Below are 15,117 nucleotides of genomic sequence, written 5' to 3'. Positions count from 1 at the left end.
GACAGCGTTCAGTGCAGTTGACCGGCGATCTCACTGACGCAGAGCACCTGGTCGACCTGCAGCAAGGTCAGGAACTCCCCCCGGACCCGGACCATGCCGCGGATGAAATCCCCACGGATCCGATTGCCGATCACCGGGGCCGGCTTGATGTCGGTCAGGTCGATCTCGATCACCTCGCTGACCGAGTCGACGACAATACCCAGCACCTGCGAGTCGCCGTCCTGCAACACCTCAAGGATCACGATGCAGGTACGGCTGCCCGGTCGCGTGATGCCTCTGCTGAAACGCGCCTGCAGATCAATCACCGGTACCACCGCACCCCGCAGGTTGATCACCCCGCGGATAAAGTCCGGCATCATCGGTACCTGGGTGACCTGGCCGTACTCGATGATCTCGCGCACGCACAAGGTATCGATGGCGTAGGCCTCCCTGGCCGAGGTGAACGTCAGGAACTGTGAGGGCTCGCTCTCTCCCGGGTTCTGCGCCTCAGGTTCGAGGACGCTGGCGGCTGTGTTCATGACTTAACTCCCGAAGCGAATGAAGCCGCCCTCATGGGCATGCTCGCGGTCCTGCATGCCCCGCTGGCTGGAAGGGGCCACACGCAGCGCGGGGGCGACCGCCGCCCCGCCCTGCAGGGTGAAAAAGCCCATCAGTTCCTGCAACTGCTCGGCCTGGCTACTCATTTCCTCCGCCGTGGCGGCCAGTTCCTCGGAGGCCGAGGCATTCTGCTGGGTAATCTGGCTCATCTGCGACATCGCCCCGTTGATCTGTTCGGAGCCGATGGATTGCTCTTCGGACGCGGCGGCAATTTCCTGGACCAGGTCGGAGGTCTTGGTGATCGAAGGCACGATCTCATCCAACAGGCTGCCTGCACGCTCCGCCAGGGCGACGCTGTTTTTTGCCACCTGGCCGATCTCCTGGGCCGCGATCTGGCTTCGTTCCGCCAGCTTGCGGACTTCCGCTGCCACCACCGCAAAGCCCTTGCCATGCTCACCGGCACGGGCCGCTTCGATCGCCGCGTTGAGCGCCAGCAAGTTGGTCTGATAGGCAATCGAGTCGACGATACCGATCTTCTCGGCAATGGTTTTCATCGCCGAAACCGTGTCTTTCACCGCCTGCCCCCCTTCGCTGGCCTCCTTGGTGGCCTTGCCCGCCATGCCGTCGGTGACCTTGGCGTTCTCGGTGTTCTGGGCAATCGATGCCGACATCTGCTCCAGCGACGCCGAGGTTTCCTCGACCGACGCGGCCTGCATCGACGCCGACTGGCTGATGCTTTGCGCGGTGGCGGAAATCTCTTCCGAAGCACTGGACAGCGAGTCGGCGGAACTGCGCACTTCACCGATGATCTGCGAGAGCTTGCCCACCGTTTCGTTGACCGAGTTTTTCAAATCTTGCAGGCTGCCCTGGTAGTGTCCCTTGACGCTGCGGGTCAGGTCGCCGCTGGACAACGCCGCCATGACTTCCATCGCCTCGCTGAGGGGGGCGACAATCGAGTCCAGTGTGCTGTTGATCCCCTCGACGATGCGGCGGAAATCACCTTGATGACGCGTGCTGTCGGCGCGGGTGTCGAGCTTGCCGACCACGGCATCCTCGCTCAGCCGGCGGGTGTCTTCGACCAGCGCCTGGATATTGCTGCGCAGCTGTTCGATGTTGTCATTGATGAAGGATTTCTTGCCGGGGAAACGGGCCAGTGGAGCCGACAGGTCGCCTTCACCGAAAGCACGGATACAGGCCATGGCTTGTTTCTTCACGCTGATATGGCCGTTGACCATGTCGTTGATGCCCTGGGCGATCTGACGGTATGAACCCTGGAATTTCTGCGCATCGATCTGTACATCGATGTCACCTTTCTCGTGCTGGTCCGACATCCGGTTCATCTCTTCGATCAAGGTCATGATCGTGCTGCGCAGATGTTCGATGGTGACGTTGATAAAGGCTTTCTTCCCAGGGAAGGCCTGCAACGGCGCCCCCAGGTCGCCCTCGCTGATCGACTTGATGCAGGCCATGGCCTGTTTCTTCACGCTGATATGGCCATTGACCATCGCATTGATCCCTTGGGCCATCTGCCCGTAGCTTCCGGCGAAGCGGCCAGCCTCGATATGCACCTCGATATCGCCTTTATCGTGCTCGGCGGACATGTGGTTCATTTCTGTGATCAGTTGGTTCAGGGTACCGCCCAGTTGCTGCATGGAACCCAGCAGGCCCGACTTCACGGCACCACCGCTGGCCAAGGCTTCCAACTGACCGGCGACCAGGCGTTCACTCAGAGCCCGGACTTCATCCGGCTCACCGCCCAGGGAGCGCAACAGGTTACGCGCCAGGAAAAAGCCCAACAGGATAGTGATCAACAAGGTCACGCCACCCACCAGGCAAACGATGTAGAACGCGGTCTGCTCGGTCCCGGTCGCGGCCAACGCCGCTTTGCTGCCCAGCTCCAGGTTGTACTGGCGCATATCGCTCAAGGCCGCGGTAACTTTGTCTTGTGCCGCCTGGCTGTCGAGCAGCAGACCGCGCACGGCGGCTTGATCGCCATTTTTGAGCAAGCTATCAAAACGCTCCAGGCCACGGTTGTACTCATCAAGGCGGGCTCGAAGGCTATTGAGCAACGCTGCGTCGTGATCATCGGAGATCAACTCCTTCTGATAACGATCCAGCGCCTGGGTCACCGACGCCTGGGTCTTGTCGACCCACGACAAGCGGCTGTCGAGCGGCGTGGAAAGGTTCTGCCACTGATGAACATGGCTATCGGCCAGGGTCTCGGCCACCTGGTCCAACAGGACAATGCTCGGCACCGTATTGACCTGGGCATAGCTGGCCATGGTTCTGACCCCGCCCATCAGATAGAGACTGACCCCGCCCAGGATCAGGATACCCAGCAGGGCGGAGGCGACCAACAGCGAGATATTCTTTTTGACGGTCATGAGGCTGTACTCCAAGGGAAAGACTATTGAGTCAGTTCAGGGCAGAGGGTCGCGCCGTGTTTCTGCTGGCTGGCGACCTGCCCGAGCAGGTTGGGAATATCCAGGATCAGCGCCACCGCGCCGCTCCCCAGGATCGTGAAACCTCCCAATCCATGGGCCGTGCCGAACAATTTGCCCAGCGGCTTGATCACGGTCTGGAACTCTCCCAGCAACTGATCAACCACCAGCCCTACCCGAACGCCGGCGTAATGCACCACCACGATGTTTTCACGGCCCGGGTTCGGCTCGTCGATGGCAAACATGTCCCGCAGACGCAAGACCGGCAACACCGAGCCCCGGAGGTCCAGATAGTCTTGATTGTTGCAATCATCGGCGTTGAGCTCGATGCACTCCTCGACCATGTCCAGGGGCACCACATAAGAGGCCTTGCCAACCCCGATGAGAAAACCATCGATGATTGCCAGGGTCAGCGGCAGGCGAATACGCACCGTGGTGCCGACACCCTCCTCGCTTTCCAGGTTGACGCTGCCCCGCAGCGCCGTGATGTTGCGCTTCACCACGTCCATGCCCACGCCCCGCCCGGACAGGCTGCTGACCTGTTCGGCGGTGGAGAAGCCGGGCTCGAAAATCAGATTGAGAATGTCCTTGTCCGCCAGCACCTGCCCTTCGGCCAGCAGCCCCCGCTCCCGGGCCTTGTTCAGGATCCGTTGCTTGTTCAGGCCGCCGCCGTCGTCGCAGACTTCGATGACGATGCTGCTGGCCTCGTGATAGGCGTTGAGTCGAACGCTGCCCTGGGCGGGCTTGCCCCGGTCACGGCGCAGTTGCACGGCTTCGATGCCGTGATCCATGGCGTTGCGCACCAGGTGGGTCAAGGGGTCGCCAATGCGCTCGACCACGGTCTTGTCCAGTTCGGTTTCCGCCCCATTGACCTCAAGGACGATGTCTTTGCCCAGCTCCTTGGAGACATCACGAACCACCCGCTGGAAGCGGTTGAAGGTGGCGCCGATCTGCACCATACGCAGGGTCAGGGCGCTGTCGCGCACTTCCTCGACAAGACGCGAGAGTGAACTGGCGGCCTCGATCATCTCGCCGATGCCCGTGCGCGCCGCCACCAGATTGGCACCGGCACCGGCGATGATCAGTTCGCCCACCAGGTTGATCAACTGGTCCAGCTTACCGGCATCGACGCGAATCAGGTTGCCCTCGACCGAGCGTGCCTCCCTGGCCGGCTTGCTTCTGGACAGACCGTCGCCTTGAGGCAGAGGCTGGTCCGGCACGACCTCGGGGGCTGCCATGAACGTCGCGGACGGCACCTGAGTCGCCGCCTGCCAGTCTTCGCGGGTCAGCGAACCACAAGCGATGAACACCTCCAGCAAAGCTTGCGGATCGCTGCCCAGACGCTCGATCAGCGCCTGGAAATCCGCCGGTTGGCGCTCCGGCGGCAACACGCAGATCTGGCTGTCTTCGCGAACGAACTCGAAAGCGCTTTCGATGGTCGCCTGATCGGCTTCACTGACAAACCCCAGTTCGAAACCCAGGTAGCAACTCTCAGGGTCCATCGCCGCCACCTCCGGCAGGCCCTCGGTCATGCAGACAACCTGGGTGATCTGCCCGAAGCTCTTGAGGTAGCGCAGAAAGAACAAGGGATCCATGCCATTGCGCAGCACATCGCTACCGAAACGCAGTGACAAGTGCCAATGACGCAAGCCTCCCGTCGAATCGCTCGCGGGTATGACCATGACCGCCCCTTGTTCCGGCTCAAGAGACGGCTCCAGATAACCATTGAGCAGCGCCACCAGGGCACTGCCCTGCCGTTCGTGATCGGCGGTCATACCTTGCAGATCGCCATGGCGGGCCAGCAGCTCGATCAGTTCGCCCAGATGATCACGAACCTGCAGGAACAACGCACTGAGTGCCTCGTCCACCCGCAGTTCATTACCGCGCACCCGGTCCAGCACGCTTTCCGCCACATGGGTGAAGGCGACGATAGGGGTCAGGCCGAACAGACCGGCGGACCCCTTGATGGTGTGGGCCACGCGAAACAGCGCGTTAATCGTGTCGACGTCATCGGGGACCTGCTCGATCCGCAGCAGTGCGTCCTCCATCAGCAACAGCAGCTCCTGGCTTTCGGCAATAAAGGTCTGCAGCACATCGTCCAGGTTCATCGGCGCGCTCATGACGTCAGCCCCTCTGGGCGGCAGTTGTACCCGCCTCATCGAAATAGCGATGCAATCCGCTCAAATCGAAGGCCTGGAGTACCGCTGCACTGTGATTGCTCAGGATCAGGGTGCGGCCCTGGCGGATCGACTCCTGCTTGGCCAGCACCAGCAATTGCAGCCCGGCGGTGTCCAGTTCGTCGACACTGCCCAGGTCCATTTCCACCTCTTCGGCAAGGGGAAACAGCTCCAGCAGCAGGTCCCGGCGCTCGGTCGCGGTGTAGATGGTCAGCGGTCCCTCAAGGACCAGGATCCGACGCAGGCAAGGCACGGTGTGTGGCATGACAATCTCCTTTCCAGGGGGCCCTGGACGGCTACGACATGATCAATTTGGACACGGCACTGAGCATCTGGGCCGGCTGGAAGGGCTTGACCATCCAGGCCTTCGCGCCGATGGCCTGGCCCTGCTGTTTCATCGACTCGGCCGCTTCGGTGGTAAGCATGATCACCGGTGTGAACTTGTAGGCCGGCAGTTGCTTGGCGGCCTTGATGAAGCTGAGGCCGTCCATGTTCGGCATATTCAGGTCGCTGACGATCAGATGAATCTTGCGACCGTCGAGCTTGCTCAGGGCATCTCTGCCATCGCAGCCCTCGATCACTTCGTAACCAGCGCCTTTCAGGGTGATGCTGACCACCTGGCGAATGGAGGCAGAGTCATCGACGATCAAAATGGTTTTGCTCATGGGGGGTACTCCCTAGAAAAAGGTGATGTCGGATGAAGCACTGCCGGCCAAGGGTTTGCCGTGATGAATCGCGTGTTGCTCGGGCATGGTGTAGGTGCTGGCCAGTTGTTCGAGCCAGGCATGGGCGGCAATAGGTGGCGGCGTGGCACCGGCCTCGCTGAGTTGTTGACGTTCGCTGACCTGGTCACGCAGCTTGCCGAGGTCGTTGTTGACCAGGCTCAGCATCTGGCTGACCCGATCCTGAAACTGCAGGGCGACCAGCACCCCGGCGATCTCGCTCGCGACATTTTCACTCTGCTGCTGCAGGCCGCTGCTGGTGTCGACGATGGCCTGGGCGTTGTGCCGAAAATGCTCGATCACCTGGGACACCAGTTGTTCCGAATGGGCCAGGGTCTGCGAATCCTGCTGCGCCTGATGCCGGGACAGTTCGACCGTACGAGCGATCGCCGCATTGACCGTGCTCACTGTCTCGCTGATTTTCAGACCGGTATCACCGGACAGGCTCGACAGCTTGCGCACTTCGTCCGCCACCACCGCAAAACCGCGGCCAGCGTCACCGGCACGGGCCGCTTCGATCGCCGCGTTAAGCGCCAGCAGATTGGTCTGCCGGGCGATATCACCGACAAACTTGGCCATTTCCTGCAACTGTGAGGTGAACTCGGACAGCAGCAGGACCTCCTTGAGTTCCGACTCCTTGCGCAGGAGAGCGCCGCGCAACTCGACCATGATCGCGTCCAGGTCACGCTGACCGACCTCAAGGATCTCCACCAACCTGGTCCCGGAACTCTGCCCGGCGCCCTTGGAAACCGAAGCACTGATATCACCGGACAGCGTGGCGAAACGATTGCTGAGTTTGAGAATCGACTCTTCGCTGAGGCTGCGGGCCGCGTCGATCTGGCGGCACCAGATCGGCAGAACCTGGGTACAGACCTCGGCCAAGCCCTCATCCGGCGACGCTGGCAAAGGCCTGTTCAAGGATTCAAACGCCTGTTCCTCGCGCCGTTGCACGGAGCTCAAGGTGCGCAGCGCCAGAGTGCCGATCAGCAAGGACCCCACCAGTACTGCGGCACTGCTGCCCAGGGCCAGACCGTTCAGACCGATGCTGAGCAGGATCGCCAGGCAACCCAGGGCGCCACTCAAGACCGCCGGCAGCAGTGTCATATTCACGGGGGAAACCAGTGTCTGTCCTTTCACCTTCGTCTCTCCAGATCAGGATCGCTCAGAAAAACCGGAAGGCCGCTCGGACATCTGCTGAAAGTGGTGTACCGAGGGTTCTGGCTGCCTGGAGAAATAATGGCCCGGTAACATCACCGCACCTATCGGAGCATCCCTATTTACAGCTAGGATTTGCAGGACGGCAGCTAGGACAATCCCTACAAGCACCCTCTGTCCAAAGCGCCTCGAGATTTTTGAAGTTCCAGTTTTTCTCCAGCTCCAGGCCGATGATCGCGTCCTGCCCGCTCGCCAGATCCACAACCTCGAGGGTCACGGGCATACCGCGCGATACCGAATAGAAAACCTTCACCTTGGGAATGAGCAACGAATCGGCGTTCTGTTCCATGACCACCGCCAGACGCTCGCTACGCAGGCGCACCAACGCCCCCACCGGATAGATCCCGACACATTTGACAAAAGCATGGAACACCATCTGGTCGAAGTGCCCATCCCATCCAGCCATTCTGTGGATCGACTCGGCGGGGCCCCAATGGCGACGATAGGGACGGTCCGAGGTAATGGCGTCGTAGACATCGCAGACCGCGGCCATGCGTGCGAACAGGCTGATCTGGGTACCCCGCAGCTTGTGGGGATAACCGCTACCGTCGACCTTCTCGTGGTGGTGCAGGCAGACATCCTGCACCCGCAAGCTGAAATGATTGCTGTCCAGCAACTGCACCCCGGCCTCCGGGTGCGAACGGATCGTCTCGAACTCGCCGTCAGTCAACTCCGACGGTTTGTTGAGGATCGCCTCTGGTATGGTCATCTTGCCGATGTCGTGCAGCAGGCCGGCGAGCCCGGCATCCTGTACCAGCAGCGGCGGCAGACCCAGCTGGCGGGCCAGGCCGATCATCAATCCACAGACCGCCACAGAATGCATATAGGTGTATTCATCGGCGTTCTTGAGTCGGGCCAGATTGATCAGGGCATCCGGATGGCGCATCAATGAGTCGGAGATATCCCGCACCATGTCGGCCACATGATCCATCTGGATGACCCGGCCCATGCGCAGATCGCCAAACATCTCGATGACCGCGGCCTTGGACCTGGAACAGACGTTGGCGGCCCGCACCAGTTCGTCGCTCATCGCCACCCGCGCGCGCTCAGGCTTGGGCGTGCACGGGAGGGCCGGCGCGATAGGCACAACAGTAGCGACGGCCACATCCGGGGAAAAAGGCTCATGCGGCCCCACCACTGGCGTATCGGCTCCCTTGGAAAGGTCAATCCAGACGCAGGCAATGGACGAATCCCGGACCTTCTCCAGGGTCTGCTCATCCTCAAGCAGAAAGCTTTTTTTCCAGAACGGGTGATCGAGCCAGGGACCGCATAGCTCCTGGATATACATGCCGACGCCCAAATCGGCCACGACGATTTTTTTCAGCACGCTCAAGCCCCTTTTCAGGTAGCGACAAGCCCTCGTCGAGTGCTCCGGTGCGCCCCTCGCCTAACAAGCCGGCACGCTGTGGAACATGACGGAGAACCTGACTGGCATGAAAAAATATCGTCGATATGCGGGAGGCCCCGCCATCGGAGCATCCCTATTTCAGGGTAGGGATAACGGGGACGGGGTAGGAAAATCCCTAGCTGGCGACGCCAAAGAGACGGCTTTGCCGACCGCATCAAAGAACGCCTGGCGTTCCGCGAAACGCTCCTTGTCCGAGGCGCTGGGCCATGCGCCGAGGACCACTACCAGCAATTCATGTCGCGGGTCGAAGTACAGGGCCTGACCAAAGATACCGAGGGCCTGATAAGTCTGGTCCACGCCGATCCACCACTGGAAGCCGTAGCCAAGATTCGCCGTATCGCCGCGAACCTCCCAGTGGGTCGCCTCACTCACCCAGTTCGCCGGCAAAACCTGCTGCCCGCCTGCACGGCCGCCGTTCATGAAGAACAGGCCAAAGCGCCCAAAGTCCTCCAGTGTCATGCTCAGACAGCAGCCGGACAGCTCGCTGCCCCTGGCATCCAGAGCCCACACCGCATCACGGGCCATCCCGGTGCGGGACCAGATTTTCTCCGACAGGTAGTCGGCAAGCCCCTTGTGGGTGACACGGCTGACCAGTAGCCCGATCAGATCAGTCTCTCCGGTCTTGTAGACGAATCGCGTCCCCGGAGGCGCCTCGCGTTGCAGCCCGGCCATGTAATCCAGGATCGAATGGCCTGGATGTTCCGACAAATGCGCGAACTGGTTCACATCAGAACATGGGTCACGATAATCCTCGCTCCAGCGCACACCCGAGGTCATGGTCAACAGTTGCCGGATCGTCACGGTGTCGTAGGCACTCCCGGACAGTTCAGGCAAATAACGCGTGACCGGATCTTCGATACTGTGGATAAAACCATCCTGAATCGCGGCACCCAGCAGGGTGGAGGTAATCGACTTGGCCACGGACCAGGAGGTCCAGCGCTCATTCGCCGTCAGATCCGGACCATAACGCTCGAGCAGCACGCGTCCGTGGTCAATCACCAAAAGTCCTTCGACGTTGGTGTCGCGCATAAAGGTGGCGGTATCCAGGGGGCGGCCATGGTGGACGAAGTTCACAGCCAACTCGCCCTTGGCACGCGGTAGCTCGAAGACTGCAGCGGTGCCACGGGATACAACGCGGGTCGGAAAAATACGCTCCATATTGCGGTAGCCGAACCTTTGCTCTGCGGGCGTCCAGAAGAGAAAGCGGCCAGGGGACGGCTGGACTTCAACAGCGGCGGCGCCAGCCTGCGTAGCGGCGAGTGCGGCATGGCAGAGAAGTGAAACCCCGAGCACCAGGCTGGCCAGCCCTGCAATCCGTTGAAGTCGGCGGCTCATAAGCAGACTCTTGATACGTGGAGGTTTAAAACTAGCTCAGTCCCGAATCGAAAAACACTCTGCGGGTGATTTTTCATGGCCAGCAAGACGATGGTGACGGCTCCAAGAAAGGCTGTAAACGCGACCTATCAGTACGCCCGGACCAGATCATGACTTCCATGGATTGATAAGGGCGACACCCGTCGACGCAAAATCCGCCACGTTGCGGGTAACGACCGTCATCCCGTGGACGAGGGCCGTGGCTGCAATCAACGCGTCCCGCTCGGCCCGTGGGTCTGGTACATGCAGTTGAGCGCAGCGCAGCGCCACGACAGTATCGACAGCCAGAATACGCCCGGAGAAACCGGGTATCACATGCTGATCAAGCCACGTCCGCAGAAGAACTCCCTGGGGGGCATCCCGTCGCTCTATCTGAAGCACCCCACTTTCCAGTTCCAGAAGGGTGACAGCCGACAGGAACAGCGCATTGGCTTGGACGCCTCGCGCCCACTCGATCACGCCAGCATCGGCCTTACCCGATTTTGCTTTGCGCAGCTCGGAAACCACGTTGGTGTCGAGAACAAACATCAGGAAAGATCAGCAGGTCGCTGATGGATGACGGCACGCGGCGGATCGAATGCAATATCTTCAACACCGGGCATCGCCAGAACGTCGATGATGCAGGTGTTACCGCCAGCCAAGCGCCGGTATTCCTCAATGGAAAGCAGTACATGCGCAGGCCTGCCACGGTCAGTGATGAAGACCGGCCCACGGAGCGCGGCTTTCTTGGCCCCGCTTGTGTCGTGGTTGAACTCACGGCTGGATAACGTGGTATGCAAGGTAGCAACCTCCTGCCAACAATAATGTAGGCATGTTACTACATCGGTAGGTTTGGTCAACGGCAGCATGAACGTGAGCACCTATGCTTTGCGGATATCCCACACTACATCAAGTGGAAGCATTGTTTCCCATCTGGTAATAATCGGTTATGAAATCCACAAACGCCCTCACCTTGGGCGCCAAGTAGCGGGCTTGTGGATAAATCGCGTAGTAATGCCGCTCACCCAACGAATAGTTGGGGAGGATGGAGACCAACCGCCCCTGGGCAAGATCGCTACGCACGGTGGCCTGGGTGAAACAGGCAATGCCGGCACCGGCCAGCGTCGCGGCATGCAAGGCACTGATGGTGTTGCTGCGGAACTGACCGTTTGGCGCGATCCTGACCGAAGCACCGCGCGCGGAGCTCAGCTCCCAATCCGAAGAGGCCCCGATAAACGTCAACAGGCGATGCTTGTCGAGTTCCTGGGCTGTACGCGGTAACCCATGGGTACGGATGTAGGCGGGGGAAGCCACCAGCACCCGCTTGGAGACCGTCAGGGTTCGGGCGATCAAGGTGGTGTCCGCCAGCGCACCGGCGATCCGTATTGCGACATCAAAACCTTCGGCAATCAGGTCAACGAACTGATCATCGCAGCACAGCTCCAGTTCGATATCGGGATAACGCTTCTGGAAACCCGGCAGCCAGTGCGGCAGATCCAGGGTGCCAACCACCAGGGGCACACTGACCCGCAACAGTCCTTCCGGACGTTGATGCCCCTGGGCCATGGCTTGGGAAGCCGCGTCGACACGATCGAGAATATCGACGCACGCCGCGTAGTACTGCTCCCCTGCCCCGGTCAGGCTGAAGCGCCGGGTGTTGCGGTTGATCAACTGAACGCCCAGTTCAATCTCCAGTTGCTGCAACTGCCGTGAAATCGTCGAGTGGGTGGTGTCCAGGCGTTCCGCCGCGGCAGAGAAGCCCTTGGCCTCGACAATGCTGCGAAAGGCGCGCATGGCGGATAGCTGGTTCATGAAGCGGGCATCCCGAAGTCAGGGGTTGATCACTTGACCGGCAAGGCAACGATTTGCGAGGTGGTCAGCACCGAACCAAAGGTGTCTTCGATCTCGGCCAGCGCCGAGTTGTGCAGCTCGTCCTTGCTCACCGAGTGGCCATTGGCACGGGTGATGGCACGAGTGGCGGTGGCGTCGGATGCTACCACAACGCTGTAACCCAACGGCACGGCGTCACGGGCCGCACCGGCGACACAGGCGTGAGTCATCAGGCCGCTGATGATCAGGGTCTTGACCCCGGCTTTCTTCAGCTGGGCATCCAGGTCGGTGCTGGCGAACACGCTCACAGTGGTTTTCTGGATGATCTTGTCCTGTGGACGCGGCTTCATCTGCGGGTGGAAGTCGACAGTCTTGCCGTCAATGCCGAACACCGCCGCACCAGCAGGTGCAATGTGCTGCACATGGATCACCGGGATATGTTCCTTGTCGGCGAAGGTGATCAGGCGCTTGGTGTTTTCCAGGGCCTTCATGCCATCCGGGATCGGCATACGGCCGCTGAAGTATTCGTTCTGGAAGTCGATCACCACCAGGGCGGTGGTTTTCGGGTCCAGGCGGTCGCTCGGCTCGGCACCGAACATGGCGCGGATGGTCGGGTGTTGATTGGTCGGCGCTTCAGCAGCGCTGGCGAACTGGACGGTCCCTAACATCAAGCCCAAACCGACGATTGCAGACTTGAGCACGTTGGAAAACGAACGTTCGGTCTCAGAGGCTTGAAACAAAGAAGCATTGCTCATGATGAAGTTCCTTTTTGGAGATTGGCTAACTGGGACTCAGCTTAAGGAGTAGCCCCTGTAGCAACAACGCACCAATCAGAACAATATCTGTTTGCCATCCACACAAATAAAATCAAGTAACCCGCACGCTCGACACTGCGCCTGTTTTTCTCGCATGCAAAAAAAATCCGGAACCCCTCACTTTCGTGGGCATTCCGGATTTTCTTCTACAACAAATATGGTGGGTCGTGTGGGATTCGAACCTACGACCAATTGGTTAAAAGCCAACTGCTCTACCAACTGAGCTAACGACCCGCTGTGTGGTGGCGCGTATAATACTGATTTCTAACGGTAATTCAACACCTTAAATGAAAAAAATCAAAAATAACGTGTCGGATCACTGATTCCGGCCGCTGCGAAGCCTTCAGCACGTAGCCGGCAGCTGTCACATTTCCCACATGCAAAGCCGTTAGCATCCGCTTGGTAGCAGGATACGGTCAGCGAATAGTCGACCCCGAGCTTGATTCCGGCCTGGACGATATCGCCCTTGCTGAGGTTCTGCAGCGGTGCCTGGATGCGGAAACCATTGCCCTCGACACCGGCTTTGGTCGCCAGGTTGGCCAGGGTTTCGAAAGCCTCGACGAACTCGGGACGGCAATCCGGGTAACCGGAATAGTCCACCGCGTTGACGCCGATAAAGATGTCACGGGCTCCGAGCACCTCGGCCCAGCCCAGGGCGAGCGACAGGAACACCGTGTTGCGCGCCGGCACGTAGGTCACCGGAATGCCTTCGCTCGGCGCCTCGGGCACGTCGATGCTGCTGTCGGTCAGGGCCGAACCGCCGATGCCGTTGAGGTTCAGGCCGATAACCTTGTGTTCGATCACGCCAAGGTCACGTGCCACCCGCTCGGCCGCCTGCAGCTCGGCACGGTGCCGCTGGCCGTAGTCGAAGCTCATGGTGTAGCAGCTATAGCCCTCGGCACGCGCCATGGCCACCACGGTGGCCGAGTCCAGACCGCCGGAGAGAAGGATTACCGCTTTCTTGTCAGTGCTTGCTTGGGTGGTCATATCAGCGCCCCGGCTCGTCATTCCATAGGTATTTGTGCAACTGCATCTGCAGGCGCACCGGCAGGTTGTCCGCGACGATCCAGTCGGCCAGCTCACGGGCCGGCAGATCGTGGTGGCTCGGCGAGAACAGCACTTCGCCGGCACGTTTTTCCAGACCGTACTGAATCAGCTTGGACACCGCCCAGTCATAGTCCTCCCGCGAGCAGATCACAAACTTGACCTGGTCGTTGGGGGTCAGCAGCTCGATGTTCTCGTAGCGATTGCGGTGCGATTCCTTCGAGCCCGGCGTCTTCAGATCGAGCACACGACTGACCCGGGTGTCCACCGCAGAGATATCCAACGCACCACTGGTTTCCAGGGACACGCTGTAACCAGCGTCACAGAGCTGCTTGAGCAAGGGAATGGCATTGGGCTGGGCCAGCGGTTCGCCACCGGTCACGCAGACATAACGCGGACGGTAATCGGCCACCTGGGTCAGCAGGCTGTCCAGGGTCATGAGTGTGCCGCCGCTGAAGGCGTAGGCACTGTCGCAGTACTGGCAGCGCAACGGGCAACCAGTCAGGCGCACAAAAACGGTGGGCAGCCCAGCCGTCCGCGTTTCACCCTGCAACGAGTAAAAAACTTCGGTGATTCTCAATGTGTCTTGCATAGTCGCCACGGGCGTAACAGCTAAACAGGCCGTCCGCCTCAGTCAGGCACCGCCATGAACCTGCAATCGCACAGTCCAGGACAGCGTGTTTCATAAAAAAGGGCGTGAATTCTAACGAAAAAACCCGCGACAAGCGCGGGTTTCTTCAAGCAGGCCGTCGGCCGTCACATGCGCTGCAGATCGCGCTGTGCCAACTGCGCGGCGGAAGTCCCGGGATATTGGGAAACCACCTGCTGCAGAATGCCTTTGACCTTGTCGGTATGACCCAGGCGACGCTCGACATCCGCCAGCTTGTACAGCGAATCCGGCACCTTGGCGTGCTTGGGATACAGCTGGCTGACCTTGGCAAACGCCTGGCCGGCACCTTGCAGGTCGCCCTTGGCCAGATTGACTTCGCCCAACCAGTACTGCGCGTTACCGGCGTACTGGCTATTGGGGTACTTGCGCAGGAAGGCGCTGAACGCCTGGCTGGCCTTGTCGAAGTCCTTGGCCTTGATCAGGTCGAAGGCGGCATCGTAGTAGAGTTTTTCCTTGGCCGGATCACCCGGCTCGCTGCTGGCCGCGGGGGCCTGGGCAGCGGGTGCAGCACCGGCGGCGGCATTGACATTGCCACCGGCTGGAGAATTATCAGGAGCCGCAGCCGCCGGAGCGCCGCCACTGCCTATGCGCCGATCAAGATCCTGGTATCGCTCCAGGTTTTCCTGCTTCATGCGCGCAATATCGTTTTGCAGAACCTCGATCACGCCTTGTTGCTGCGCGAGTTGCTCCTGCATGCGTTGCAATTGGTTGAACAGCTCGCCCTGTGCCGAGACAGGGGCCGAAACCCCTCCCCCGGCATAGGCGCCGTTCGTACCGTAACCCGCAGGCGGATAACTCCCACCGTTACCGGAGTTGTCATCGACCACAGGAACCGCAGCCCACGCCGCAAGCGGCATCAGGCTGAGAGCCAGAACAGTTACAGCACGACGGCACGTTCGCATGAC

The 15,117-nt window shown here is 60.3% G+C and carries 14 protein-coding genes, 1 tRNA gene and 1 pseudogene; all 16 read right to left on the bottom strand.

Features of this window, described 5'->3' with window-relative positions; translation table 11 throughout:
* Positions 1–8: 8 nt before the first annotated feature.
* Positions 9–518, bottom strand: a complete 510-nt coding sequence (locus tag HX830_RS10005; RefSeq protein WP_177099972.1) for a chemotaxis protein CheW — start codon at positions 516–518, stop codon at positions 9–11.
* A gap of 3 nt (positions 519–521) precedes the next feature.
* Positions 522–2,267, bottom strand: a complete 1,746-nt coding sequence (locus HX830_RS10000; RefSeq protein ID WP_442757370.1) for a methyl-accepting chemotaxis protein — start codon at positions 2,265–2,267, stop codon at positions 522–524.
* A gap of 677 nt (positions 2,268–2,944) precedes the next feature.
* Positions 2,945–5,086 (bottom strand): chemotaxis protein CheA, encoded by a 2,142-nt coding sequence (locus HX830_RS09995; protein WP_177100228.1) that lies wholly within the window; start codon positions 5,084–5,086, stop codon positions 2,945–2,947.
* 16 nt (positions 5,087–5,102) lie between these two features.
* On the bottom strand, positions 5,103–5,420 hold the full coding sequence (locus HX830_RS09990; RefSeq protein WP_177099968.1) for an STAS domain-containing protein: 318 nt from the start codon (positions 5,418–5,420) through the stop codon (positions 5,103–5,105).
* 31 nt (positions 5,421–5,451) lie between these two features.
* On the bottom strand, positions 5,452–5,820 hold the full coding sequence (locus tag HX830_RS09985; protein ID WP_103498642.1) for a response regulator: 369 nt from the start codon (positions 5,818–5,820) through the stop codon (positions 5,452–5,454).
* A gap of 12 nt (positions 5,821–5,832) precedes the next feature.
* Positions 5,833–6,435, bottom strand: a pseudogene (locus tag HX830_RS32460) (methyl-accepting chemotaxis protein); the annotation flags it as partial.
* 715 nt (positions 6,436–7,150) lie between these two features.
* Complete coding sequence (locus tag HX830_RS09975) at positions 7,151–8,419, bottom strand: HD domain-containing phosphohydrolase (protein ID WP_177099966.1); 1,269 nt, start codon at positions 8,417–8,419, stop codon at positions 7,151–7,153.
* Between the two features lie 159 nt (positions 8,420–8,578).
* Entirely contained in the window at positions 8,579–9,835 is a 1,257-nt protein-coding gene (locus HX830_RS09970) for a serine hydrolase domain-containing protein (RefSeq protein ID WP_218171240.1), read from the bottom strand.
* Positions 9,836–9,982: 147 nt separating this feature from the next.
* Positions 9,983–10,402, bottom strand: coding sequence for a type II toxin-antitoxin system VapC family toxin (locus HX830_RS09965; RefSeq protein ID WP_103498640.1), 420 nt, complete (start codon positions 10,400–10,402; stop codon positions 9,983–9,985).
* Positions 10,402–10,653: a type II toxin-antitoxin system prevent-host-death family antitoxin gene (locus tag HX830_RS09960; protein ID WP_177099964.1), complete on the bottom strand. Its 252-nt coding sequence runs from the start codon at positions 10,651–10,653 to the stop codon at positions 10,402–10,404. The genes HX830_RS09965 and HX830_RS09960 overlap by 1 nt, the downstream gene beginning before the upstream one ends.
* Before the next feature lie 109 nt (positions 10,654–10,762).
* Entirely contained in the window at positions 10,763–11,665 is a 903-nt protein-coding gene (locus HX830_RS09955; RefSeq protein ID WP_177099962.1) for a LysR family transcriptional regulator, read from the bottom strand.
* 29 nt (positions 11,666–11,694) lie between these two features.
* Positions 11,695–12,438, bottom strand: coding sequence for a cysteine hydrolase family protein (locus HX830_RS09950; protein ID WP_177099960.1), 744 nt, complete (start codon positions 12,436–12,438; stop codon positions 11,695–11,697).
* Between the two features lie 218 nt (positions 12,439–12,656).
* Positions 12,657–12,732, bottom strand: a tRNA-Lys gene (locus HX830_RS09945).
* Positions 12,733–12,795: 63 nt separating this feature from the next.
* Entirely contained in the window at positions 12,796–13,485 is a 690-nt protein-coding gene (gene queC, locus HX830_RS09940; protein WP_100938838.1) for a 7-cyano-7-deazaguanine synthase QueC, read from the bottom strand.
* Position 13,486: 1 nt separating this feature from the next.
* The gene (gene queE, locus HX830_RS09935) at positions 13,487–14,134 is read right to left on the bottom strand and encodes a 7-carboxy-7-deazaguanine synthase QueE (protein WP_100938837.1); all 648 of its coding nucleotides are present in this window, start codon (positions 14,132–14,134) and stop codon (positions 13,487–13,489) included.
* A gap of 164 nt (positions 14,135–14,298) precedes the next feature.
* Positions 14,299–15,114 carry a tol-pal system protein YbgF gene (gene ybgF, locus HX830_RS09930; protein ID WP_177099958.1) on the bottom strand — a complete coding sequence of 272 codons (816 nt, stop codon included), beginning with the start codon at positions 15,112–15,114 and terminating at the stop codon, positions 14,299–14,301.
* Between the last annotated feature and the right edge of the window lie 3 nt (positions 15,115–15,117).

This window comes from Pseudomonas gingeri, assembly GCF_013385425.1.
GTDB classification, from domain to species: Bacteria; Pseudomonadota; Gammaproteobacteria; order Pseudomonadales; family Pseudomonadaceae; genus Aquipseudomonas; species Aquipseudomonas gingeri_D.
This window is presented reverse-complemented; position numbering and strand designations above follow the sequence as displayed.